Genomic DNA, 23,858 nt, shown 5'->3' on the forward strand with positions numbered 1-23,858 from the left:
TCAACGCGTGCGCCGTCAAACGCCCATAACCGACCGCGGCGTGATAGTCGTCCATGTCGACCACGCCCAGTTTCTTGAGCGCCGCATCGAAATCGACGCCCTGCAGGAGCTTCTTCGGCGAGACCTTGTACTTCCGAAACTCCTTCTCCGTCAGTTCGCTGCCGAGTCGGATCGACTCCTCCCGCTCGTTGGCGTTGATCCAGGCACGAATCTTCGACCGGGCGCGGGAGGTCTTGGCCACCGAGAGCCAGTCCCGGTTCGGTTGCTTGTTGGGTTGGGTCAGGATCTCAACGATATCGCCGTTCTGCAGCTCGTACTTCAGCGGGACGATCCGACCGTTCACCTTGGCACCGACCGTCGTGTGACCGATCTCGGTGTGGATCGTGTAGGCGAAGTCGATGGGGGTGGCGCCCGCCGAAAACGATAGAACGTTGCCCCTGGGCGTGAATGTGTAGACCTCGTCGGCAAACAGATCGACCTTCATCAGATTGACGAAGTCACTGGGGTCGGTCATGTCCTTCTGCAAGTCCATGATCTGCCGTACCCAGGACATCTCGTCCGCGTCGTCGCCCCGCAACCCGCCTTCGTGCTCCTTGTACTGCCAGTGAGCCGCGATCCCTTCCTCGGCAACCTTGTGCATTTCGTGGGTCCGGATCTGCACCTCGAACGGATGCCCCTTCTCACTCATCACCGAGGTGTGAAGCGAACGATAGAGGTTGGGCTTCGGCATCGCGATGTAGTCCTTGATCCGACCGGGGACGGGGCGCCAGATGCTGTGGACGATGCCCATCGCGCCGTAACAGTCCTTCATGTGATCGGTGAGGATACGGAACGCCGTGTAGTCGTAGACCTCGTCCACGCTGATCCGCTGCGCACGCATCTTCTGGTGGATCGAGTAGATCGATTTCACCCGCCCTTTGATCTCGGCCTCGATGCCGGCGTCCTTGATGGCCCCTTCGAGACGGACACGGATCTCGTCGATGAACTTATCGGACACCTTGCGTCGCGATTGAAGTGCACGGGTCAGCTGGGCGAAGGCCTCCGCGTCCAGGTAGCGGAAGGCGAGGTCTTCGAGTTCGTGCTTGATACGACCGATGCCAAGGCGGTTGGCGAGCGGTGCGTAGATCTCTCGGGTCTCCAGGGCGATCCTCTGCTGCTTCTCCACCGAGAGAGCGTCGAGCGTTCGCATGTTGTGAAGACGATCCGCCAGCTTGACCAGGATCACGCGGATGTCGCCGACCATCGCGAGGATCATCTTGCGGATGTTCTCCGCCTGGGCCTCCTCCGGAGTCGCGAACTTCAGCTTGGAAATCTTGGTGACACCCTCGACGAGCTCCGCGACGTCGTCGCCGAAGTTCTCCTTGACGTGCTCGACGGTGGTCAGCGTGTCCTCGACGACATCGTGCAGGAGTCCGGCGACGATGCTGGCGGTGTCCAGACGCAACTCGGCGAGCAGGTAGGCGACCTCGAGGGGGTGGATCAGGTACGGCTCGCCGCTACGCCTCTTCTGATCGCGGTGCTCCCGCGCCGAGAAGATATAGGCCTTCTTCAGCAGCTCGACATCGGCGCCGGGGTTGTACTCCTCGACACGCTCGAGGATATCTTCGAAACGGCGAGTCATTGGGTCGTCTGCGTCCTCTTCTCCCGAGTAGGAGGAGTATACGACCTGTCGGGCGTCTGAGTGAGCCTACTGTGCGTCAGCCTGCCCGCTGGCGCCTCGCTGCCAGGCCTCGACCTTGGTGCGCCACAACATCAGGAACGGAGCCGCGACCCAGATCGACGAGTAGGTGCCCACCGCAACGCCGACGGTCAGGACGAACGCCAGCGGCCGTAGCCCCTCACCACCGTACAGATAGATCACGAGGACCGCGATCCAGGTCAGGCCCGAAGTAATGACGGTCCGCGCCAACGTTTGATTGATCGACTTATTCACCGTGGCCAGCGTGTCACCACGACGACTCTTCAGGTTCTCGCGAATCCGGTCGAAGACGACGACGGTGTCGTTGACCGAATAGCCCACAAGCGTCAGGAATGCGGCGACCACCGCCAGAGACAATTCCTGACCGAACAGCGAGAACAGACCCAGCGTGATGATCGTGTCGTGAGCCAGGGCGACGACGGCCGCAAGTCCCCACTGAAGCTGGAAGCGGATCCAGATGTAAAGCAGCATGCCGATCAGGGAACCGATGATGGCCAGACGGGCCTTGCTCATCAACTCCTTACCGACGGCCGGCCCCACGTACCCCTGCTTGCGAACCGCCAACGGACCGGTCGTCGTATTGGTTCGCAGGAAACCAAGTGCCTCGGGTGTCATGCCCGGGACCGTACTGAGGTCCTCGATCGAGTGGAAGATCGCGTTCTCTCTCTTCAGGGCGGAGATCCCTTCGGCCAGCGCTTCCGGGTCGCTGACTCCCGGGGCGTCCCGCAGAAGTCTGGCTGTCTGCGCCTGGGACATGAGGTTCAGGTCTGTGGCGCCGTCGTCGGACAGATTGAACAACTTCGCGCGGAGTTCATCACGGACCCGCGTCGCCAGCTGGCCGGGCTTCTCGCCGTCGACACCGGCCTGAACGCCAAGACGAATGAAGACCTCATTGTCCTTAACGTCACCAGAGGTCGTGACAATTGGGTTGTCGATCCCCATACCGGAAACCACGTCACGGATATCCTCGACCGCCACGCTCGACGCGAACCTCGTCTGCAACTCGGTACCGCCGCTGAACTCGATCCCCTTCTCAAGGCCCTTAACGGAGATGATGCCGATGGAGACCACGACGAGGATGGAGGACAGTCCGAGAAACAGATGCCGACGACCCATGAAGTCGAAGTTCGGATTCTTCAGCAGTTGAAACACGACTAGCTCCGACTCAGATACTTAGGGTGGCGTCACGTTTCTTGCGCGACAGGACAAGTTCGAATATTTGACGGGAAACGAAGATGGCGGTGAACATCGAGGACAACAGGCCGATAGTCAGTGTGACGGCGAAGCCCTTGACCGGTCCGGTTCCATACGTAAAGAGAAACAGGGCGGCGACCAGCGTCGTGACATTACAGTCCAGGATCGTGCTGAACGCCTTTCCGAACCCTTGCTCGACGGCGGCCCGGACCGTCTTGCCAATCCTCAATTCTTCACGGATCCGCTCGAAGATCAGAACGTTACTGTCGACCGCCATACCGATCGTCAGAATCAACCCGGCGATTCCAGGCAACGTCAACGTCGCCCGGGCGCCGTCAAACAGGAACGGTAATGCGCCGAGCGTGCCGAAGACCAACAACATGTTCAGCGCCAGGGCGACAACCGCGTTGACTCCCGAGAATCGGTAGTACAGCACCATGAAGATCATGATGCCGATGAATCCGGCGAGACCGGCGCGGATTCCGCGCTCGATCGAGTCCTTACCGAGAGAAGGCCCGACGGTGTTCGTTTCCAGGATCCGGATGCTCGTAGGGATTGCTCCGGAGTTCAGGTTCATCGCCAGCGCATCCGCCTCATCTAGAGTGAAACCTCCACGGATCACACCCTGGTCACGAATGACACCCTCGATCACCGGTACGGAGATGACCTCACGGTCCTCGCCGCTGACCAGCACGATAGCCATACGTCGCTTGAGGTATTCGGTCGTCGCCGCGTGAAAGCGACGTCCAGCCTCGTTGGTCAGGGTGAAGGCGACTTCAGGCTCTCCAAACTGCCCCGTGCTCCGGTAGGCCTGACGAAGGTCGCTGCCGACAACGGCAGACACCAACTTCAACGGCCACCAGGCTTGCGTCTCGGAAGCGGCGGAACCGGTGCCGATCGACTGTGGGTAGAGCTCGGTATCGTCCGGAAGCCCGCCAGGGAACATGGCGATGGTCGCTTCACGACTGAGTCCGGGTTGGAACGAAAAGTCGTCTCCGGGCGGATAACTGACTGCCTTCCACTCAAGGACTCGTTGGTTCTGCAATTTATCGATCACGCTGCCGGAGTCATCGAGGCCCGGCAGCTGCACCAGGATTCGATCCCCGTTCAGTCCCTGTTTCTGGACGGTTGGTTCCGCAACACCGATGGTATCGACCTTGGATCGAATGGTCTCCAGAGCGATATCCACAGCCTGAGTCTTGATGGCATTGGCGTACTCCAACGGCATCGTCAGGAGCCAGTCTCCGCCGCCCTTGGAGTCGACCGTCCAGTTTCCGACGATGTTCGAAAACACCTCGCGGACCTCGGCGGTCTTTCCGGAGTCGGTCCCCTTGACTTCGATCAGTCGATCCGAGTCCTTGACCACGACAATCGAATCGTAGGTCAGGCCGTCGTCCTTGAACTGCTGACCGAGAAAGCTCTGACGAAGCGTCGCCTCATAGTTGACGGCGGAGTCCGCCTCGACCTGCATGAGGATGTAGGCACCCCCCTTGAGGTCCAGCCCCAGGTTGATCTTCTCCTTCGGCGGGTAGGCGAAGAAGAACATCAGCGCCACGACGGCACCGATGAACAGGAACTTAATGAGTAGAGGATTCTTCGACATCGATCCGACCCCTCGTCGTTGCGGACTATTCCGGGCGTACCACGTCGGAGACGTGGCTACGCATGATCTCGATCTTGACCTGGTCCGCGATGCGAACCTGGACGTAGTTGTCGGCGAGACCCACGACCGTCCCTCGGATACCGCCGCTGGTGATGACCTGGTCCCCGTTCTTCAGACTACGAACCATCTCGGCATGTTCCTTCTGTTTCTTGCGGGTCGGTGCGATCAACAGAAAATAAAAAATGCCGAAGATGGCGACGAATGGCAGCAGGGACATGAGAAGGCTTCCCTTCTCTCCGTCGGGCGGCGGTGCCATCGCAAGAAGGCTCAAGGCAGACATGTCCAGAGACAATTTCCGACTCCCGGGGCCGTTGCGGCCGTTCAGAGGGCCCGAAGCGACCCCAAAGAACTGAGGATTCTGGACTACCGCCCGGAAACCGTCAAGGTTTGGGCCCGCGGCCCAGGGCCACCATCGCCATCAGCCGCCCGGTGGGTGCGCCATCCCGACGGTAGGAGTAGAACCGCCGGGCGTCGCAGATCGTGCAGTGGCGGGCCGTATCGATGGAGGACGGCTGGACACCGGCCGCCTGCAGGCGGGCCGAAAGGGCCCGTCTGAGATCGATCCTCACCCGGTCCCCGCTCGATGGCCGAGAGATCTCCGTTGCCGGAACCCGGCAGCTGAGGGTGATCGAGTCGAGCACCTCGGGACCGACCTCATAACAGCAGCCCCCTGCCGCAGGTCCCAGGGCGACTCTCAGGTCGGCCCGCAAGACGCCCGCAGCCTCGGCCCGGGTCAGCGCCCGATCGAGGATCCCGGCGGCGATACCCCGCCAGCCGGCGTGGATCGCCAGGGCCACCCGGGCGTCCCTATCGGCGATGAGGATCGGAACACAGTCCGCGGTCCGAATCGATGCGACGTGAGGGTCCCCGGCAAGGATCCGAATCCCGTCGGCGTCGACCGGCGCGGAGGTCAAAGACTCCGCGTCGACGATCGTCGATCCGTGGATCTGGCGGAGGGTCGGGAGCGGTCCCTCCAGGTCGGCGACCCGCTGCAAACCGGGGAGGTCGGTGTCGGCAGATCCCACACGCGTCGAGAACAGATGTTCGACACCGTCGATGGCAGCGAGCACGGGGCTCCGGAGCCACAGAAAGCCTCCCGCTTCGCGTTGCTGCCAGGTCGTCGTGTCCATCCCGACCATTATGACCAACGACGCCCTCAATCCGACACTTGACGGTGAAGCAGTGGGGCAGAATACTTCGTGACTCAACGGAGACGCGATGTCGGAGCAACGGCGGAAACAGATCGAGCAGGCCTGCGAGGCGCTCTCCGACGCAAGCCGTCGATTCGCCGAACTCGCGACGGACGACCTTCTGGCGTCGGTCCGGACCTGTCGGACCGCTCTCGACAGCGGTGGCAAGCTTGTGTTGTTCGGCAACGGCGGCAGCGCCAGCCAGGCGCAGCATCTGGCTGCTGAATTCGTCACCCGACTTCGACACGATCGCCCTGCCATGGCGGCGATGGCCCTCACCGCCGATGCCGCCGTGATGACGAGTATCGCCAATGACCTGGGTTACGAGCGGTTGTTCGCGCGGCAGATCGAGAGTGTGGGTCGCGCCGGGGACGTGGCGATCGCTTTCAGCACCAGCGGACACTCTCCCAACGTCCTGGCGGGTCTAGCGAAAGCTCGATCGCTCGGCATGGCCACGGTGTCGTTTCTCGGCGATCGCGGAGAGATGCCGGCCAAGGTCCTCGACCGATCGGATCACGCGATCTGCGTTCCCGCGACGGATAGCGCCACGATCCAGGAGCTCCACCTGCTGGCGGGGCATCTGCTATGTGAGCTACTCGAGCCGCAACGACCCTAGTGCCACATTACAGGCTGTCGATCAGACGTTGCATCTGCGCCACGTCCGGCGCTCCGCCGGCGTACTTGACGTAATTCTGCAGTGAGCTCTTCGCCCCCGGGCGATCCCCGCTGCCCAGCAGCGCCAGGCCAAGCTGCTTGTGCGCCGCCGCGTAGTCGCTCTTGATCTCTACGGCCCTTCGGAACGCAACCACGGCCTCCTGGACCTCTGCGGGGGTGCGATCGCGTTTGTTCATGATCAACGCGCCGATGTTGAAAAAGACCTGGTGGGCCTCGTCCGGAGCCAGCTCCGTCACCTTCTGATAGGCCGCCTCCGATTTTCCCAGTTCACCGGTTTCGGCGTAGAGGCCACCGAGCGCCGCCCACGCGTCCTTGTTGCTGGCGTCAATGACGACGATCCCCTCGTTCGCCTCGATCGCCTTGGCGGTGTCCCCGGCCTCTCCGGCGACGAAGGCGAGTTGCTGGAGGATCCGGATATCTTCCGGTGCGATCTCCCGGGCTTGTCGTAGAACCTCTTCGGCGTCGTCAATCCGCCCGCCACTCACGTAGGTTCCGTAGAGGATCATTCGCGATTCAACGCGCTCGGGTTCCAGTTCAATCGATTTCAGGATCGTGCTCTCGGCCGCTTCGAGATCCTCAGTTTGATAGAGGACTCGCGCGTAGGCATCGAGGCGTTCGACACTTTCCGGCTCTCTCTCGATCGCCTTTGCGAACAGAGGTAGCGAGCCCTCGAGGTCGCCGGCGCCCGCGACCTGCAACGCCTCCTGCCACGGATCACGCTGTGGCGCGACCTTCGCTGCGGCTTCACCGCCCGCTTCGGCAGACGCCTTCGCCTCTGCCTCGGCGTAGGCCGCGGCCCGCACCGTCTCCTCCGAGTCCATCTGGATATCGATACGAATCACGCCGAGAGGCCGGATCTGAAGCTCCGGAAGTTTCTGACCGAATGTAAGGGCCATCTCTTCGATACGACCCATGAGCACGCGCTGTGCATTTCGACTCTCGACACGAAGGTGGATCGGTGTCAGCCCCTCCGCCTTGATCTCCATGGTCCACGCATCGCCCTGCGGTGAGTAGAGCCCCGGGATGTAGAGTCGGCCCTTCTTGTTGGACTTACCGGAGTAGTCGGTGTTCCCGGTCTTCGAGCGAAGAACGACCTCGACACCGGGCAACGGGTTGCCGTCGGCATCGGTGATCTTGCCCTGCGCCTCGGAGACCGCTGTCTGCGCCAGCGCGGAACTCGCGGGCAGAAGCAACGTGACGCAGACCGTGACTAACAACAGCTTCTTCATCTGAAACACTCCCGGTACGAGGCAACCCTGCGAAGAACTCCATTATAGGATCGTAACCCGTACGCAGCAATCATTCAGGACGCTGCAGGGCGTTTGCTATACTCGAAAAGAATCGAGACTTCCGGAGGTTTTTGTGGAATCGCGTACTGTTGACGACTCGCGAGTGCAGATGACCGAAATCGTGCTCCCGGCGGATACCAACGACAAGGGTTCGGTCTTCGGCGGTCGAATCCTTGCGCTGATCGATAAGTGTGCCGGGATTGCCGCCATGCGTCATTCGAACTCGGTCTGTGTGACCGCGTCGGTCGATTCCGTCGCTTTCCTCAACCCGGTTCGTGTCGGCGATGTCGTCTCGCTGACCGGGATCCTGACGGCCGCGTTCTCCACGTCGATGGAGATCAAGGTCGAGGTCTGGTCGGAGAACCCCATCGCGCGGACCCGTCAATTGACCACGACCGCTTACGTGACCATGGTGGCGGTGGACGGCAACTTCAAGCCGCGGAGCTGCGCACCGCTGGAGGCTCGGAATGACGTCGAGCGCGACCGTGCCGCCAGGGCGAACGAACGTCGTCGTCAACGACTCGATAGCCGTATTCGCGCCTGATCCACGGCCGTAAAACGGCGGGGGTGCTTCAAGACCCTCCCTCGCCAGTTCTCGGACGCGTGATCGATCGCACACTGGGTCTGTCGCAGCACCGGTGCCGGGGCCGTCAACTCGAGAGACTCCGAATCATCCCGGCGACCCTCAAGCAGAAGAAGCGCCGAGGCGGCATCGAGTAGGTCGCGTCCCGACTCTCGTCGCCAGCCGTCGTCGGTCCGCCAGTAACCCTGGCCCCGATCCCACCAGGCCCGCTCCCTTCGCTCGCGGGTGGCCCGCAACAATCCCATCGAATCCACACCCAGGACACGCGTCCGAGAGCGCTGCCCTCCCAGTGCATCGCGAAGGGCGCCTGCAATCCGCTCTTCGTGATCGTCATCGCCGATCAGGTCGATGACGACGGCGCCGGCAAGATCACGTAGCCCGAGTTGGCGAGCGATCTCTTCCATCGCATCGATCTGAGCAGCCTGCAGGTCTCGTCCTGTCACCGAACCGCGATTCACGTCGACCGCTACCAGGGCTTCCGTCGGCTCGATCTCGAGGGAGAGGCCGTGCGCCGTGCCGACGGTCGATGCCAGCGCACGACGCACGACATCGGCAAATTCGTGGGTCACGAACTGCGGTACCGGATCGGCACGCAGTCGGATGTTGTCGCTCCTCGCCCCACCCCACCGCGTTGCAACGCCCTTGGCCTCTTGAACATCGGTGGGATCGTCGAAGACCATCGGCTCGTCGATCGCAAGGTCGCGGAGACAGCGTTCGACCTGAGACGGCGCGGAACGGACGAGCGGACCGCCGGGCATCCCCTTCCAATCCTCGAACAGGGCGTTCGCTTCCGCGCGCAACGCGCTCTCGTCGACTCCCTCCGCCGCCGTACGTGCCACCCAACCCCCGTCGCGCGAGGCGGCGATCGAATTCAGTATCGCCTGTAGCGGGTCTCGACTTGCGGCTCCCGCAATCCTCTTCGAGAGGGCGACGCCTTCACCATGAGGCAGGTAAACAAGATTCGGACCCACATGCCGGGGAGAGACCGTCACTCGGGGCAACTTCTTCCCCCGGGCGGCACGATCGATCTCGAAGATCGGGGCCCCCGAGCCGCCGGACCGTCGGTCCCACTGTCGCCGGGGAAGCAGAGCCTTCCCGACACCCAGATCGACGAGATGCGCGTCAAGTTCCGGTCGTTCTTCCAGTAGGTGCCCGCGGTGAACCGCTCCCACCTGTAGATCGTCTTGCCCACAAGAGAAGCCGATCTGGACGGCCCTACGGTTCTCGAAACGGACGGTCCAGAGTTGCCCGCCGATTCGGCTAGCGAGGACTTCGCGCACCGGTCGCTGCGGAGGCTGCGAGTAACGGGTCGAGGAGTCGTCCGTGCCAGTCCATCAGCAACCCCTCCCTCGTCAGCTCGACCCGGACGTCCTTGCCGAGCAGCTCGTTCAACACCTCTTCGGGGCGGACCGAGGCACCCTGCCGTCTTATCGCCAGAGTCATTCGGAGGGCGTTGCGCCGTGGCGCTTCGATCGAGAGCACCTCGCGTTTCAGGTCGAACGTCTGCTGCTTACCGTTCTTGCGCGTGCGCTCTACCAGGATCTCGGTCGCCTGGCGAAATCCATCGATCCGACCGGCCAGATCGACATCGTCCCCGGACTCGACCCGATAGCTCGCCGCCTCGATGGCTTCGCCGAGCGCCGGAGCCTTGCGATCGACCTCCTGCAACGCCTCGAACCTCACGCCTCTGGGAAGGGACGCGTTGATCGCCGTGAGCGATCGATCCGGGTGGAGTCTTGTGTAGCTCTCGAAATCCATGAACTCGCCGTCCGAACAGACACCGACCGCCAATGCCGGCGAGAAGCCGACCTTCGGCTTCGGATTAAAGCCATTGGAGTAGACCAACTCGAGACCCGCGCGACGCAACGCCCGCAGGAGTGTTCTTGTCAGGTCAAGATGACCGAGGAAGCGGAGTCTTCCCTGCTTGGTGAATCGCGCTCGGTATCGATAATGGGGTCGACTGTCGGCCTCTTCCAGCGCCGTCTCACCCTGCGGACCGTGGACCGGTAACTTCGGAGCCCGCGTCGCATCGATCGGCTCGCCCGGTCCCGGTGCCGCCGGCGTAGCGAGAAGCGGGAGATCCGATCGCAGCGGCCTGTCGGTGGTCTCGGAGACGACCCCCTTCACACAATCCCGAGCGAACGGCGCACATCCGTGACAGTCCTTCGGCCCGCAAACGGAGAGGGTCGCCGTCTCCATCGCGCGCTTCAACTCGATCGCCAGCCACTTCCGATTGATCCGTGAATGAACGACGTGCCACGGCAACGGGCGTGTCGGGTCGAGATCGTTGTACGCATAGCCGTACGGATCGACGCCGGTGGACTCGAAGGCGTCCATCCAGGCCTTTTGATTGAAATGCTCTTCCCAACCGTCGAATCGAGCGCCGCCGCGCCAGGCCGCCTCCAGCACCGGCCCCAACGCACGATCGCCCCGCGAGAAGACACCTTCAAGAAAGCTCGTCTCGCATTGATGATGCTTGAATCGCACCCCACGCTTGACCCGCGAGGTGATGCGTGCCTGTTTCATGTACAGGCTATCCAGACGGTCCATGCCAACCCACTGGAACGGCGTTTCGGCCTTGGGGATGAAGGACGACGCGGACATCGTCACAAGCGGGCCACGGGTCTTGCCGTGGATCTTCCGACCGATGGCGGCAATCTCGTGGGCCAGATCGACCATCCCGTCGACATCGGCGTCGGTCTCGGTGGGGAGTCCGATCATGAAGTACAGCTTGATGTGATCCCAGCCGGCCTCGAATGCCAATCGACAGGCGGTCAGGATCTGCGTCTCATCGAGGTTCTTGTTCACCACATCGCGCATCCGCTGCGTGCCGGCCTCCGGGGCGATGGTGAATCCGGACTTGCGAACACGGCGCACTTCGTGGGCCAGCTCCGGAGTGATCGTCGACGCGTGCATCGATGACAGAGAGATGGACACGCGCTCCGGCTCGAATCGGTCCATCAGGTCGAACATGACGGGATGAACCGCGCCGTACTCGCCGGTGTTCAACGAAGAAAGCGAGAATTCATCGTAACCGGTCGAGCGAACCGACCGAACCACCGTGTCGCGAACCTGATTCGGGTCGCGCTCGCGGGTGGGTCGATAGACGTAACCCGCCTGACAGAAACGACAGCCGACGGGACACCCACGCATGATCTCGACGGAGACTCGATCATGAACGATCTCGCCGTGGGGAACGATGATTCGATCGGGAAACGGAAAACGATCCAGATCATCGAGGATACGTCGCATGACCGGGAACGGAGCCTCGCCGCCATCCTGCGGAATCAGCAGCCCACTGGTCTCGTCCTTCTCGACGGGGTAGAGCGCGGGTGCATAGACACCCTCAATCTGCGCCGCTGCGCGGATTCGCTCGGCCCGGGTGGCACCGGCACGCTTCTGAGCGGCAAGCTGCTCGAGGAATTCCCCCAGCATCTCCTCGCCGTCACCGACGAAGACCAGGTCGACGAAGTCGGCCATCGGTTCGATGTTGAACACGACGGGGCCGCCGACGACAACGAGCGGGTCATCCTCTCCGCGGTCGGCCGAACGAAGTGGAATGCCGCCGAGATCGAGCATCTCCAACACGTTGGTCGAGGTCATCTCGTACTGCAGCGAAAACCCGACGACGTCGAACGCGCCGAGCGGGCGCGAAGTTTCGAGACTACACAGCCTAAGATCGTGAGCGCGAATCGCATCCGCCATGTCGGGCCACGGGCAGAACACCCGCTCGGCCACGGTGTCGGCGCGTTGGTTCAACAGCGAATAGAGAATGCGATAACCGAGGTGGGACATCCCGATCTCGTAGACGTCGGGGAAGCCGAGCGCGAAGCTGAGCGAGACGGAGGCGTCATCCTTGACGATCTCGTTCCACTCGCCGCCGATGTAACGCGTTGGCTTCTGCACCGTATGCAGAATCCCATCATAAGGCGTACTTCTGAAGCTCGAAGCCAACGTAGTCCCCCCGCGCGTGCAGAGGATACTAGCAAACGGGCCGATCAGTTAACGAAACGACGGGACCGGACGTTCACCACGAGCGCGATCCCCGAGAGCGCTGCGATCAGCGCCGACCCACCGTAGGAGACCAACGGCAGAGGAACGCCGATGGTCGGAAGCCGCCCCAGAACCATGCCGATGTTGATCACCATCTGCCCGGTGATCCACGCAACGACAAGGAGACAGACATAGGTCCCCAATCGATCCTGCGCCGACCGCGCCGCCAGGATGCAGCGGTAGAACAGGTAATAGAACAGACCCAGGACCGCGCTGGCGCCAACGAAACCCCACTCCTCGGCGAAGACCGACAGGACGAAGTCGGTGTGCTGCGCCGGCAGAAAGTTGAGCTGGCTTTGTGTTCCGTTAAAAGGTCCGCTGCCGACGATCTGGCCCGAACCGATGGCGATCTTCGATTGGCGAACCTGATAGCCGATGCGATGTGGATCTCTCTCGGCATCGAAGACCGTCAGGATCCGCTCCTTCTGGTACGGCCTCAACTGGGTCCACGCGATAGGTGTCATGAGCATGGCAACGATCGCGAGACCGAACATCACCCTCCAACGAATGCCGCCGATCAACAGACCGACCATCAGGATCGGGATGAACGTCAACGCGGTACCCATGTCCGGCTGCAATGAAATCAACCCGACCGGCGCACCGACGAGCAAGCCGATCTCCACCAACTGGCGCAGTCCCATGCCGCCACGCACGCGACGTGCGAGGTAGACCGCCAACACAAGACAGGTCGTCCATTTCGCGAGTTCCGAGGGCTGCAGACGCATGGGCCCGAAGTCGAGCCACGAGCGGTTGCCCCCGACCTCCCGACCGAAGAACAACACGGCCACCAGCAACGCGATGACCACGCCATGCATCGCCAACGCGACCTCCGCCCAGACCCGGTAGTCAACGAGGACGATCACCAGCGCGGCGATGAGCGCGACCATCAGCCAGAGGAGCTGCATCTTCCAGAGCCCCGACTGGCCACTCCCGAAGGTCGCCGACGCAATCGACAGCACCCCGACCGCGATCAGGGCCACGGTGGTTCCGATCAACGGGAGATCGAGACTAGCGAACGGTCGTTGCGGGTTCATGGACTGGACTCGGTGAGCGACCAACACCGGCGCGTGATGCCGGGTCGGGCCGTTCGGATGAAAAGAATATCTCGAGAACGCTTCGTGCGATGGGCGCCGCAATCGTGCCGCCGTGCCCCCCGTTCTCAACGACGATTGCAAACGCGATGCGTGGTTTGTCCGCCGGTGCGTACCCCACGAACCAGGCGTGATCTCTCTCGGCCTTGGGAAGCTTATCCGCATCGATCCCGGCCGAGTGTTTATAGACCTGGGCCGTACCGGTCTTGCCTGCGACCGTAAAGGTACCGTCGGTCGCCCTGGTAGCGGTGCCACGAGACACCGCGTCGGCGAGACCGGCGCGCAATAGCCGCAACGTTGTGGGACGGAGCCCGATCGGCTCGAGTTTCTGCGATCCGAGAACCAGCGTCGGGGTCGGCAACTTCCCGTTCGTCGCGACACCGCCGATCATGCGGGCCATCTGCATCGGAGTCACCGCCAGCAAACCCTGCCCGATCGAGACCGAGATCGTGTCGCCCGGATACCACTGCTCTCCGCGATGTTTTCGCTTCCACTCCGAATTGCCGAGAATGCCGGCCTCTTCACCGGACAGGCCCACTCCCGTCAGGCGGCCAAGCCCGAAACGATCGCCAAAATCGTGGATCTTCTCTATGCCCAGCTTTTGCCCGAGCTCGTAGAAGTAGACGTTGCACGACTCCGCCAGCGCCTTGCGGATATTGACCCAGCCATGCCCGCCACGCTTCCAGCAGAGTCGGCGTCGCTTGTAATACGTGGCGCTACCGTTGCAATAGACTCGATCGTCCTCGCCAATGATGCCTGTCTCGAGCCCTGCAGCCGCCATCACGACCTTGAACGTCGAGCCCGGCGCGTAGAAACTTGCGATGGACCGATCGTGGAGGGGGCGTCGCGGATCGGTCTGGAGCTTCTCCCAGCTGGCCCGATCGAATCCGTCCGCAAACCGATTGGGATCGAAGTGTGGCGTGGACGCGATGGCCAGGACCTCTCCGGTCCAGGGGTCCAGGAAGACACCGGCGCCGGTCTCCACGCCGAGGCCCTCGACCAGCGCGCGTTGGAGGTCGAGATCGATGGTCAACTGCATGCGGTTACCGTGACTGGCCTCCTGGCCGACACGGGTCTCGCCGACCTGACGCCCCACGGCGTTGACGGAGACGAGGTGCCAGCCGCGGTCACCGCGCAGGTCGTCGTCGAACGCTCGTTCGACGCCGGACTTACCGACGATGTCGCCACTCTTTAGCCGACCCTTGTCCGCCCTCAACTGGTTCTCGTTGACCTGACCCACGTAACCGATCGTATGCGCGATGATCGCCGCCTCCGGATAGAAACGTCTGGCGGTCTCGCGAATCTCGATGGCCGGAAAACGCTCGCGCCGGCTCTCGATCCATGCCAGCTGAAGCAGGCCGACATCCCGCCCGACGACCACCGGCTCGAAGTCCGGCTCACCGCGGAGGACATCCGCCAGATCCCGTGGGGACGCGGTCAGGATGGGTGCCAGATCGTCCAGCATTCGCGGAAGGTCGTCGACCTGCTCCTGGCGAACGAGGAGATCAAGCGATGGACGCGTGGCCGCGATGACCTGTCCGTCACGATCGTAGATCCAGCCGCGGGTCGGCTTGAGCGGGATCTTCCGCATCGTATTACCCTCGGCCAGACGCGCATACTCGACGCCTTTAACGCCCTGCAGGTACCAGAAGTTGAACAGGAAGGCGACGAGCACGAGGGCCAGGAGCACGTGGATCAGCAGAATCCGACGTTCGAGCCGCTGCCCGATCAGAAAGTCTTTCAGCTCCCAGCGTTCTCGATAGTCCACGTCGGTTATGGCCCCCACCCGCTTCGACGACGGCGTGTCCCTAGAAGATCGATCACGGCGAAGGAAATGACAACAACGACCGCGGTCAGGATCGTCCGCAGCGCCAGAATTCCCGGCTCAAAGCCACTATTCTCGACCTCGAGCATCTCCCGCAGCGGGTAATCGATGATGCCGTCGGCCAACGTGGTCAGCCCACCGGCAAGAAAACGTCCACCTATGCGATTGAGATCGAATCGCGATCCCACTCCACCCAGGATCCAGCCCAGCAGCGTGCGCTTGAATCCACCGATGCCGAAGGCATGCAGTTCGAACCAGGTGTCATGCAGGAGTCCGGTCACACAGCCGCCGATCGTGGCCTGCCGCTGGTTGGTACGAATTCCGAACCAGACGACGGGAACGACCATCAGATCGACGTAGCGTGGAAGGTCCGACCAGACACGCCCGATCACGGTGTGAAGGCCAAGCATGAAACCGACCACGATCAACCCACGAAGAAATTTCATGGCGCGACCTCGGCCAGCACTGCAGGTGACAGTTGCTCGCCCGCCATCGGATCCAGAAGGATCAACACCTCTTCTAGCTCACGATAATCGACGGCCGAGAGCAGTTGGATCCGCTGGAGGGCGTCGGGGTCGCGCTCGATTGACGTAATGACGCCGATGCTGAATCCTCGCGGAAAGATCCCGTCGTGACCGGAGGTCACCACGAGGTCACCGTGATTGACCTCCGCATAGCTCGGCACGTAGAGGAGGTCGAGGAAACGACCGTCATCGACGCCGACGACGATGCCGTGTGCTCGGACTCCCTGCACGACGGCACCGACACCACTGGAGGGATCGCTGAGCAGGCGCACCTTTGCAAATCGGCGCGACACGCTTTCAACACGTCCTACCGCACCCCCCCATGCGATGACGGCGGACTCCGAGTGGACCCCCTGCGCACTCCCCGCGTCGACGATCAGCATCCGCTCCCGGCTGGTATCGACAACTCGAACGACGCTGGCCGCGACCGAAGACGGAGCCAGTGCCTCGCGCATCGCAACCAGTTCCTTCAGTCTCCGGTTCTCGTCGCTCAGCTCACCGACGGCGCGTTGGTTATCGCGGAGGCTGCGCACCTGTCGCTCGAGCAGACGATTCTGCTCTCGAGCCCAGATCGTGCGCCACGCGCTATCCATCAGGCCATGAACGCCGCCACCCACCGCCCCGCCGAGCGCCATGACGGGAGACGTGACCAGCATGCCCCAGGACTCGAGGCGGGTGGCCCCCCGACGATCCTGGGCACTACCCGCCATCAGTAAAAGCTGCAAAAAGAGCAGAATTACGAGGATTGCTGCATTACCGCGGGTGGACTCGTTGCTGGCCATTCCGTTGTCCGGTGGGCCCGCTGACCCGGATGCCTGTCCTAATCCAGCGAGACCTTACGTAAGAGATTGAAGTCGCTCAGAACTCGACCGGTTCCCATGACGACCGACGTCAATGGATCGTCGGCGATCGATACGGGAAGCCCGGTCTCTTCGCGAAGTCGTTTGTCGAGGTTCTTGAGGAGTGCGCCCCCACCGGTAAGGACGATCCCACGATCGACGATGTCCGCGGACAACTCGGGCGGTGTCTGCTCGAGTGCGACACGGACCGCTTCGATGATCGTGGCAACGGGCTCGGCCAACGCCTCGCGAAGTTCTTCATCGGAGATCGTGATCGTCTTCGGTACACCTTCGACCAGGTCCCGTCCCTTGATCTCCATCGTCAGCTCTTCGTCGAGCGGAAAGGCCGAGCCGATCTCGATCTTGATCATCTCCGCCGTTCGCTCACCGATCAGGAGGTTGTATTTTCGTTTGACGTACTGAGTTACCGCGTCGTCGAGTTCGTTACCCGCAACACGAACGGAACGCGAGTAGACGATCCCGGACATGGAGATGACGGCGACGTCGGTCGTTCCGCCTCCGATATCCACGACCATGTTTCCCGTTGGCTCGGTGATGGGCAGGCCGGACCCGATCGCCGCCATCATGGCCTGCTCTACGAGATAGACCTCGGTGGCCTTGGCCTTCATCGCGGAGTCCCGTACGGCACGCTTCTCGACCTGGGTGATCTCGCTGGGTACGCCGATCACGATCCGTGGTCGAACGCCGATGGAGCGGTTGTGGGCCTTCTTGATGAAGTTATCGAGCATCTTCTCGGTGTGCTCGAAGTCTGCGATCACGCCGTCCTTCATCGGCCGGATGGCGACGATGTTCCCCGGGGTGCGCCCCAGCATGTCCTTCGCGTCGCGACCCACGGCCTCGACAGCACCGGTCTTCTGGTTGACCGCAACGATCGACGGCTCGCTAACCACAATCCCCCGCCCCTTGCAAAACACGAGCGAGTTGGCCGTGCCAAGGTCGATGGCGAGGTCATTGGAGAAGAGTGATAGCAGCGAACGGGGGGACCAACCCATCGGGGCCTCGTAACTCGTACCGGAGCTTCATCTAATAGGAAGAGGACGCAAGGGGGATCTTAATGACTGGGTCCGGCCAAGGCAACCACGGACATCGTGTTCGACTAGAAGAACTCGACGTAGGTGGACTTGATGAGCTCCGTCTCATTGCCTGCGGTGTCTTGTGCCACAAATCGGAGATCGTTGTTCCCCTCCTTGCGAAGCCGGATCACCGCATAGAACGTGCCGGAATGGTCGACATCGAGCTTCTCGTTATCGGCCCAGAGTGTCGCGCCGGGCTCCGTCCTGCCGTTCACGATGATCGTCGCTCCCACCTGGACAAAATCCGTGATCTCGAGGATCGGCGGCTCGGTATCGCTGGAATCGCGAATTTTCTCCGACGAGACCCGGAAGCGACGATGGGAGCTGTAGGGTCCCGTCACATCCTGACCCGAGATGGCTGCGACCCGCCAGAAGTAGACACCCTCGGGGATGGCCGTCAGAACCGCGCTGGTCCCCTCCCGTAGGGCGTTGTACTGGGGATTGGCGAATAGCGGCTTGTCGGCGATCTCGAGCCGGTAGCTTTTGGCACCGGGAACGGTCTCCCACGTCAGCGTCACCGTCTCCTGATCCGGATTCTCAAAGATGAAGACTCGCTGATCCCGCGGCGCACTGAGACGTACGACCGCCGGCAACATCTGCTTGCCCGTCAGGTTCTTTCCGTTCGAGCGGATCCGCTCGCCGGCGACAAGGCTCTCCCGACGGCCCTCCGTGCGAACCTCGAGTCGACCGTCGAACACCGAGAACGAAGCCTTCTTGGACTGGTCGTTGTAGGTGACGGAAAACTGCCCTTCGTCTTCGGTTCGTGCCGCGACCTGCTCGGTGGCGACCTCATGGTACGAACCGTCCACGTTGCGGTTCTGGGTCGAGGCCACCAATTCACCGCGATTCAATTTCTCACGGACGCGGCGAACCTTCGTCACCGGGTCCTCGAACAATTCACGAATCTCCATCAACGATCCCGACTGAATTGTCGTGACCGTCCCGTCGAAATAGAGCAACTGCGCCGAAGCGGACGACGCGGTCTTGATCTGATCCCCGATCTTCAGCTCCATCTTTGAGTCCGCGGTTTCCCAGGCGAATTCGCCGCTCCTCTTGACCCGAACGTCGCCTTCAAGCCGAAAGAAGTGAACCAGATGCGAGCCCGAGTCGGAGCCCTGGGCCAGGCGAAGAATCTTCAGTGAAAACTGCTCCGATTGCATCGCAGCGACGCGGGCATCTTCATAACTGAACGACCGGTACCGCTCTTCGGCCTCGCGAAGACTCACATTGGCGTTCTCGAGAAGCTCGTGACTCGGAGCGGCCTCGTCCGCCACGCGAGACGCCTCGGCCAGCTTCCGCTGCGCCGTGTCGATGGCGCCGCTGGCGGCTGCGCGAGGCTGGTAGATCTTGACGTAGTACCAACCGCCTCCGGCGGCCGCGACCAGCAGCACGACGCCGACCAGGACACCGGCCACGCTGCGATAGGTGATGTTGAACCAATCCAGTACGAGGGGGGATCTTCCACCGCGAGCCATGGTTGCCGGAAACCTCCTGAAAAGACGGGGTCATCGGTCGTGGCATCGAGTTGCCGCTCCCTGAGGCGTAGGATACCATGCGCCGTTCGATCCTACTCACGTTCTGGAGAAGCCTCATGCTTAACGTGATGCGCGACAACTTGCGGCATCTAAAGTTCGTCCTGTACGTCGTTGCCGCCGCGATGATTCTCAGTCTCGGCCTGTTTTTCGATATCAACCCCACGTCGTCGACACGCTGGGCCGCCAAGATCGACGGCAAGGAGATCTCGATTCAGGAGTACGAGCAAGCGGCTCGACGCATCGATCGTCGATTCGGCCAGATGTTCGGCGAGAACTACGATCAGTTCCGTGGCCAAATCCAGATCGGCACCCGGGCGGTGAACGAACTGGTCAATCGCGAGTTACTGATCGCCGATGCCGCTCGGTTGGGACTCGAGGTTTCGCCCCAGGAGTTGGCCGACGCGATTCGCAGCGAACCCAATCTTCAAGACGCCTCCGGCGTATTCGTCGGCCGCGAGGAATACGAGCGAAGGATCAATGGCCAGATTCCGGGCGGGACCACCAGCTTCGAGGCGTTGCTGGCCGAGGACATGCTGGTTGCCAAGTGGCTGGACGTCGTCTCTACCTCCATCGCCATCGATGAGATCGACATGGAGAACCTCCACCGTCGACGTACGGAAAAGACGAAGGTGAACTACGTCCTCGTCTCCAGCGACAATCTCGACGTCGACACCGACGTCAGCGATGAAGAGGCCCGTGCCTGGTATGACGCCCATCTGGACGACTACCAGCGCGACGAGTCTCGCCGCATCGAGTACGTCGTCGTCACCCGCGAGTCGATCCTGGATCAGGTCCAGATCAGCGAAGCGGATGCCCGCGCCAGCTACCAGGAGAATCTCGCGGAGTTCAGTCACCCGGACCGACGACGGGCCCGCCATATCCTCCTGCGTACCGCCGAATCCGAGAACGACGAAGACATCGCCCTCGTCGAACAGACCGCCAATGGGATCTTGCAGCAACTGCAGGACGGGGCCAATTTCGACGAGATGGCCCGGGCGACCTCTCAGGATCCGGTCAGCGCGGCACAGGGTGGCGACCTTGGCTTCTTCGGTCGCGGCGACATGGTCCCGGAATTCGACGAGGCAGCCTTCAACACGCCCGTCGGCCAGCTGTCTGAGGTCATTCAGACCCAGTTCGGATTCCACATCCTGGAAGTTTTGGAAGAACAAGCCGCCGGACCGACCCCGTTCGAGGAGGTCCGCGCCGCCATCGAACTCCGACTGCAGTCTTCCCGGGCGCAGGAGCTCGTCGCTCAGGAAGCCGAGCGAATCGCCTCAAACGCAAGGACCCTGGAGGAGTTGCGTGCGCTGGCAGAACGGGAATCGATCGACCTGGTCTCCCAGTTTATCGAGAAGAACACGCCCCTCAGTGGCATCGCCGGCGCGGCCGGATTCCGTGACAGCCTCTTCACCCTGGACGTCGGTAGCGTCAGTGCTCCCGCCGCGGTGGGCGACGGCATGGGTATCCTCGCCATCGTAGAGTCGATGCCCCCGCAGGTTGCACCCTTCGAGGAGAGTCGCGAGAAGGTCACGACGGACATCGTGACGTTGCGTTTCCGCGAGGCGGCGACGACGATCGCGCAGGGCGCGATGGATTCCGGCAAGTCGCTGGCCGACCTTGCCGATCAGATCTCCTCCGACGTCCGCGATTCCGGCGATCTTGCCCCGGGACAGCCGTTCCCCGACGCGCCCCTTCTGGCGGCCTCCGAGATCGAGTTCGTCCTCTTCGGAGACGCGATCTACATCGGAGATCGTGGCGTCTTCGAGACTCCGGGCGGCGCGGTGGCCTACGAGGTCACCGGCCGAGAACCGTGGGACGAGTTCGCCTTCGACGATGCGAAGATCTCACTGCAGGACGAGATTCGGTCGCAGCGCCAACAGGTAATCCAACAGACGATGCTGGATAGCCTGCGAGAGAGCAGCACGATCGAGTTGAACGAGGCCGAGATCAAGCGGCTGGACGGCTAGCCCGACTCAGTATTTTCCGGTCCACATACGGTCGAGCGCGTCCAACACATCCTGGACCTCGAAGGGTTTCGTCAGGAATCCCATTCCGTGCGCGGAGTAGTAACCAATGTTCTTCTCGCTCTGCATCATCCCGGACGTGAAGAGTGTCTTGTCTCCAAGCTCCTCGTCCATCTGTCGGATCTGCCGATGCAGCGTGACCCCGTTCATGTCCGGTAGGTTGAAGTCGACGATCGCCGCGTCGTAGATCGTGTCGTGGACAAGGTCCAGAGCTTCTTCGGCAATCGTCGCCGAGTCCACCTCGTAGCCCTGCCCCGTCAGCACGTCTCGCAACAACTCGATGATTGCCGCTTCGGCGTCCACGACGAGAATTCGCTTGGTCGACATCGGGTGCTCCTAGACCCGAACCGTCGGGTCATACAGACGCTTGTACTCTTCGTTGGCATAACGGTCGGTCATGCCCGCAATGTAGTCCGCAATCCTGATCGGCAAGAGATCGCTGCCATCGAGATTCTGGTACTCGGTCGGCATCAGCCGCGGATTGTCGCTGTAACGTTCGAAGAGCGCCCGCAGTAACCGCCGGGCCTTGTCCATCATCCGTTCGATTCGATAGTGACGGTAGAGATGCTCGTGGAGGTAGCCCTTCAACGCCTTGTTCTGCTCCGCCACGGACCGTGACATGCCGGCAAGAAGGTGCGGGTGCTTACGCACGTCGTCAACCGACTCGACACCTGCGGCCTCGATGCGACGGCCTGTCTCGGCGATCAGATCCGAGACCATCGTATCGATCATTCGGCGGAGGGCCTCCGAGCGACATCGTCTCTGGCTCGTACCGGGGAACCGGCTCCGAGCTTGCTCCCACGCGTCACCGAACAGTGGGACCGCCGACGCCAATCGCTCCACATCCAGGATGCCGGCGGCCAACCCGTCGTCGACGTCGTGATGGTTGTAGGCGGTCTCATCGACAAGATCGATAAGCTGCGCCTCCAGCGGCGGCTGACGTTCGGGATCGTACTCTGCGGCCTCGGGTTCCTTGAGAATATCGATAGCCCCGGAGTGTTTCGCGATCCCCTCCCGGACCTCCCAGGTCAGGTTGAGACCATCGAAACCGGGGTAGCGACGCTCCAGATTTTCGACGATGCGAAGCGTTTGCCGGTTGTGACTGAAGCCACCGACCTCTTCGAGCTTTCGATTGAGGACTTCTTCGCCGAGATGCCCGAAGGGTGTGTGACCAAGATCGTGACAGAGCGCCAACGACTCGATCAGATCCTCGTTGAGGCCCAACGCGCGACCGACGGTCCGGCCGATCTGGCTGACCTCGATGCTATGGGTCAGGCGCGTTCGAAAGTGGTCGCCTTCGTGATTGACGAACACCTGGGTCTTGTACTCGAGACGACGAAACGCGGCACAGTGGATGATGCGATCGCGATCGCGCTGGTAGGGGCTTCGGTACTGGTGCTCCGTCTCCGGGAAACGACGACCGCGAGTCGCCGAGCCCCGCTGTGCGTGGGGCGCCAACCCATGCGGATCGACGGATACTGTCGACAACCGAACCGCCCCCGTCAGACCGAGAAGCTGGAACCGCAACCGCAGGTACCGGTCGCGTCCGGGTTCTCGATCTTGAAGCCCGAACCCTGAAGTCCGTCGACGTAGTCAATCGTCACGGCTTCGAGGTACATCATCGACATCGCGTCGACGAAGACGTTGAGACCTCCGAACTTCAGAACCTGATCGTTTTCCTTCTGCGACTCTTCCCAGGTCAGACCGTACTGAAACCCGGAACACCCACCGCCCTGCACGGCAACGCGAAGTCCGTAACCATTCTTGTCTTCTGCGTCGAGCAAGGCCTTGACCTTCTCGACCGCACCGTCCGTCATCTGCAGCATGGGGTTTCGCCTCCCGGAAACGTCTATACGTAAAAGGTATGTCAGGGTCGTGGGGCTGTCAACGAAGGAGGACGTTTCGCGACTACTCCGCTTTCAGATTCAGAAATGTCGCCATGTCGCCCAGTAAACGGGCGAAGTGCTCTGGATTTGCCGGTGAAAGCGAGCATTCGTTGATGATCTTCACCTGGGTGCCGAGCCACTCGCGCCAACACGGAACACAGGTCTGTGCCAACACCTGTTCGCCCCGTTCTCCGGGCAGCGGGGCGTTTGGCATCCCCTCACCGGTCGAGCCACATCGACTACAAACGATCTCAGCCATCTTGTCTCCCATGCTCCTCTTAGCGGATCCTGTGTATTGTATGATGCCAGATGTCCAGGGCGTTCAAACGGGAATGACCAGATGAATATCACCAGAACCGAGGATCGAGGGATCGCGGTATTCGCCGTCGCCGAGAAGATCGAGATCGATCTCAACAACTGCGATGCGTTCAAGAATGCCTTTTCCGAGCAGATTGCCGAGAACGACAAGATCGCCGTGCTTGACGCGGCGAACATCCAGTTCTTCGATTCTGCCGGCATGGGCGCCCTGCTGGCGATCCACAAACAGTTCAAGGCCCGCGAGGGCACGCTCCATCTAGCCACGCTCTCGCGATCGGTGCAGGAGATCTTCGGGATGGTGGGGTTCGATGTTGTCTTTCCGGTTCATCCGGATGTCTCGGCGGCTGTCGAATCCGCGCTCGACTAGCCCCACCAG

22 protein-coding genes are annotated in these 23,858 nt (G+C 61.9%); 4 read left to right on the plus strand and 18 right to left on the minus strand.

What is annotated here, in order from left to right; all coding sequences use genetic code 11:
- The 5 genes from OES25_10010 to OES25_10030 form a co-directional block, all read right to left on the minus strand.
- The coding region (locus tag OES25_10010) for a bifunctional (p)ppGpp synthetase/guanosine-3',5'-bis(diphosphate) 3'-pyrophosphohydrolase (GenBank protein MDH3627977.1) at positions 1 to 1,621 on the minus strand (1,621 nt) is incomplete at its 3' end.
- Positions 1,622 to 1,687: 66 nt separating this feature from the next.
- A complete protein-coding gene (gene secF / locus OES25_10015; GenBank protein ID MDH3627978.1) occupies positions 1,688 to 2,851 on the minus strand; it encodes a protein translocase subunit SecF in 1,164 nt (387 codons plus the stop codon).
- 13 nt (positions 2,852 to 2,864) lie between these two features.
- Positions 2,865 to 4,496: a protein translocase subunit SecD gene (secD, locus tag OES25_10020; protein MDH3627979.1), complete on the minus strand. Its 1,632-nt coding sequence runs from the start codon at positions 4,494 to 4,496 to the stop codon at positions 2,865 to 2,867.
- Positions 4,497 to 4,521: 25 nt separating this feature from the next.
- Positions 4,522 to 4,836 carry a preprotein translocase subunit YajC gene (gene yajC, locus OES25_10025; protein ID MDH3627980.1) on the minus strand — a complete coding sequence of 105 codons (315 nt, stop codon included), beginning with the start codon at positions 4,834 to 4,836 and terminating at the stop codon, positions 4,522 to 4,524.
- 100 nt (positions 4,837 to 4,936) lie between these two features.
- Entirely contained in the window at positions 4,937 to 5,686 is a 750-nt protein-coding gene (locus tag OES25_10030; GenBank protein MDH3627981.1) for a polyphenol oxidase family protein, read from the minus strand.
- A gap of 88 nt (positions 5,687 to 5,774) precedes the next feature.
- Here OES25_10030 and OES25_10035 point away from each other — a divergent pair, with 88 nt between their 5' ends.
- Entirely contained in the window at positions 5,775 to 6,362 is a 588-nt protein-coding gene (locus OES25_10035; protein ID MDH3627982.1) for an SIS domain-containing protein, read from the plus strand.
- 7 nt (positions 6,363 to 6,369) lie between these two features.
- Here OES25_10035 and OES25_10040 read toward each other — a convergent pair whose 3' ends face one another.
- The gene (locus tag OES25_10040) at positions 6,370 to 7,650 is read right to left on the minus strand and encodes a hypothetical protein (GenBank protein MDH3627983.1); all 1,281 of its coding nucleotides are present in this window, start codon (positions 7,648 to 7,650) and stop codon (positions 6,370 to 6,372) included.
- A 133-nt stretch (positions 7,651 to 7,783) separates the two neighbouring features.
- Between OES25_10040 and OES25_10045 the strand changes: the two genes are divergently transcribed.
- Entirely contained in the window at positions 7,784 to 8,254 is a 471-nt protein-coding gene (locus OES25_10045) for an acyl-CoA thioesterase (protein MDH3627984.1), read from the plus strand.
- Here the strand turns inward: OES25_10045 and OES25_10050 are convergent.
- From OES25_10050 to OES25_10085, 8 genes are all read right to left on the minus strand, one after another.
- Complete coding sequence (locus OES25_10050) at positions 8,224 to 9,573, minus strand: ribonuclease E/G (protein MDH3627985.1); 1,350 nt, start codon at positions 9,571 to 9,573, stop codon at positions 8,224 to 8,226. The genes OES25_10045 and OES25_10050 overlap by 31 nt on opposite strands.
- On the minus strand, positions 9,554 to 12,247 hold the full coding sequence (locus tag OES25_10055) for a TIGR03960 family B12-binding radical SAM protein (protein MDH3627986.1): 2,694 nt from the start codon (positions 12,245 to 12,247) through the stop codon (positions 9,554 to 9,556). Before OES25_10055 ends, OES25_10050 begins: the two co-directional genes overlap by 20 nt.
- Positions 12,248 to 12,291: 44 nt before the next feature.
- Positions 12,292 to 13,380: a rod shape-determining protein RodA gene (gene rodA / locus OES25_10060; GenBank protein MDH3627987.1), complete on the minus strand. Its 1,089-nt coding sequence runs from the start codon at positions 13,378 to 13,380 to the stop codon at positions 12,292 to 12,294.
- Positions 13,355 to 15,205: a penicillin-binding protein 2 gene (gene mrdA, locus OES25_10065; GenBank protein MDH3627988.1), complete on the minus strand. Its 1,851-nt coding sequence runs from the start codon at positions 15,203 to 15,205 to the stop codon at positions 13,355 to 13,357. Before mrdA ends, rodA begins: the two co-directional genes overlap by 26 nt.
- Before the next feature lie 5 nt (positions 15,206 to 15,210).
- Positions 15,211 to 15,708 (minus strand): hypothetical protein, encoded by a 498-nt coding sequence (locus OES25_10070; GenBank protein MDH3627989.1) that lies wholly within the window; start codon positions 15,706 to 15,708, stop codon positions 15,211 to 15,213.
- A complete protein-coding gene (gene mreC / locus OES25_10075; GenBank protein MDH3627990.1) occupies positions 15,705 to 16,496 on the minus strand; it encodes a rod shape-determining protein MreC in 792 nt (263 codons plus the stop codon). The genes OES25_10070 and mreC overlap by 4 nt, the downstream gene beginning before the upstream one ends.
- 110 nt (positions 16,497 to 16,606) lie before the next feature.
- A complete protein-coding gene (locus OES25_10080; GenBank protein ID MDH3627991.1) occupies positions 16,607 to 17,638 on the minus strand; it encodes a rod shape-determining protein in 1,032 nt (343 codons plus the stop codon).
- A 104-nt stretch (positions 17,639 to 17,742) separates the two neighbouring features.
- Positions 17,743 to 19,194 carry a FecR domain-containing protein gene (locus OES25_10085; GenBank protein ID MDH3627992.1) on the minus strand — a complete coding sequence of 484 codons (1,452 nt, stop codon included), beginning with the start codon at positions 19,192 to 19,194 and terminating at the stop codon, positions 17,743 to 17,745.
- A 77-nt stretch (positions 19,195 to 19,271) separates the two neighbouring features.
- Here OES25_10085 and OES25_10090 point away from each other — a divergent pair, with 77 nt between their 5' ends.
- Positions 19,272 to 21,221: a peptidylprolyl isomerase gene (locus tag OES25_10090; GenBank protein ID MDH3627993.1), complete on the plus strand. Its 1,950-nt coding sequence runs from the start codon at positions 19,272 to 19,274 to the stop codon at positions 21,219 to 21,221.
- A 6-nt stretch (positions 21,222 to 21,227) separates the two neighbouring features.
- On the opposite strand, the gene OES25_10095 is transcribed toward OES25_10090, so the two are convergent.
- The 4 genes from OES25_10095 to OES25_10110 all read right to left on the minus strand — a co-directional run bounded on the left by OES25_10095 (position 21,228) and on the right by OES25_10110 (position 23,423).
- Positions 21,228 to 21,605, minus strand: a complete 378-nt coding sequence (locus OES25_10095; GenBank protein ID MDH3627994.1) for a response regulator — start codon at positions 21,603 to 21,605, stop codon at positions 21,228 to 21,230.
- Between the two features lie 9 nt (positions 21,606 to 21,614).
- Entirely contained in the window at positions 21,615 to 22,766 is a 1,152-nt protein-coding gene (locus tag OES25_10100) for a deoxyguanosinetriphosphate triphosphohydrolase (protein MDH3627995.1), read from the minus strand.
- Between the two features lie 14 nt (positions 22,767 to 22,780).
- Positions 22,781 to 23,104, minus strand: a complete 324-nt coding sequence (erpA, locus tag OES25_10105; GenBank protein MDH3627996.1) for an iron-sulfur cluster insertion protein ErpA — start codon at positions 23,102 to 23,104, stop codon at positions 22,781 to 22,783.
- A gap of 82 nt (positions 23,105 to 23,186) precedes the next feature.
- Positions 23,187 to 23,423, minus strand: a complete 237-nt coding sequence (locus OES25_10110) for a Fe(2+)-trafficking protein (GenBank protein MDH3627997.1) — start codon at positions 23,421 to 23,423, stop codon at positions 23,187 to 23,189.
- A gap of 81 nt (positions 23,424 to 23,504) precedes the next feature.
- Between OES25_10110 and OES25_10115 the strand changes: the two genes are divergently transcribed.
- On the plus strand, positions 23,505 to 23,849 hold the full coding sequence (locus OES25_10115; protein MDH3627998.1) for an STAS domain-containing protein: 345 nt from the start codon (positions 23,505 to 23,507) through the stop codon (positions 23,847 to 23,849).
- The last annotated feature ends 9 nt before the right edge of the window (positions 23,850 to 23,858 follow it).

The organism is Acidobacteriota bacterium (assembly GCA_029861955.1).
In the GTDB taxonomy this organism is placed as follows: Bacteria; Acidobacteriota; Polarisedimenticolia; order Polarisedimenticolales; family Polarisedimenticolaceae; genus JAOTYK01.

Bases quoted from the DNA above. Each gene is read 5' to 3' on its own strand.
- OES25_10080 (MDH3627991.1), bottom strand. From the start codon at position 17,638: ATGGGTTGGTCCCCCCGTTCGCTGCTATCACTCTTCTCCAATGACCTC.
- secD (MDH3627979.1), bottom strand. From the start codon at position 4,496: ATGTCGAAGAATCCTCTACTCATTAAGTTCCTGTTCATCGGTGCCGTC.
- rodA (MDH3627987.1), bottom strand. From the start codon at position 13,380: ATGAACCCGCAACGACCGTTCGCTAGTCTCGATCTCCCGTTGATCGGA.
- OES25_10085 (MDH3627992.1), bottom strand. From the start codon at position 19,194: ATGGCTCGCGGTGGAAGATCCCCCCTCGTACTGGATTGGTTCAACATC.
- OES25_10040 (MDH3627983.1), bottom strand. From the start codon at position 7,650: ATGAAGAAGCTGTTGTTAGTCACGGTCTGCGTCACGTTGCTTCTGCCC.
- OES25_10090 (MDH3627993.1), top strand. From the start codon at position 19,272: ATGCGCCGTTCGATCCTACTCACGTTCTGGAGAAGCCTCATGCTTAAC.
- OES25_10115 (MDH3627998.1), top strand. From the start codon at position 23,505: ATGAATATCACCAGAACCGAGGATCGAGGGATCGCGGTATTCGCCGTC.
- OES25_10110 (MDH3627997.1), bottom strand. From the start codon at position 23,423: ATGGCTGAGATCGTTTGTAGTCGATGTGGCTCGACCGGTGAGGGGATG.
- OES25_10035 (MDH3627982.1), top strand. From the start codon at position 5,775: ATGTCGGAGCAACGGCGGAAACAGATCGAGCAGGCCTGCGAGGCGCTC.
- OES25_10070 (MDH3627989.1), bottom strand. From the start codon at position 15,708: ATGAAATTTCTTCGTGGGTTGATCGTGGTCGGTTTCATGCTTGGCCTT.
- OES25_10030 (MDH3627981.1), bottom strand. From the start codon at position 5,686: ATGGACACGACGACCTGGCAGCAACGCGAAGCGGGAGGCTTTCTGTGG.
- OES25_10095 (MDH3627994.1), bottom strand. From the start codon at position 21,605: ATGTCGACCAAGCGAATTCTCGTCGTGGACGCCGAAGCGGCAATCATC.
- yajC (MDH3627980.1), bottom strand. From the start codon at position 4,836: ATGTCTGCCTTGAGCCTTCTTGCGATGGCACCGCCGCCCGACGGAGAG.
- erpA (MDH3627996.1), bottom strand. From the start codon at position 23,104: ATGCTGCAGATGACGGACGGTGCGGTCGAGAAGGTCAAGGCCTTGCTC.
- mreC (MDH3627990.1), bottom strand. From the start codon at position 16,496: ATGGCGGGTAGTGCCCAGGATCGTCGGGGGGCCACCCGCCTCGAGTCC.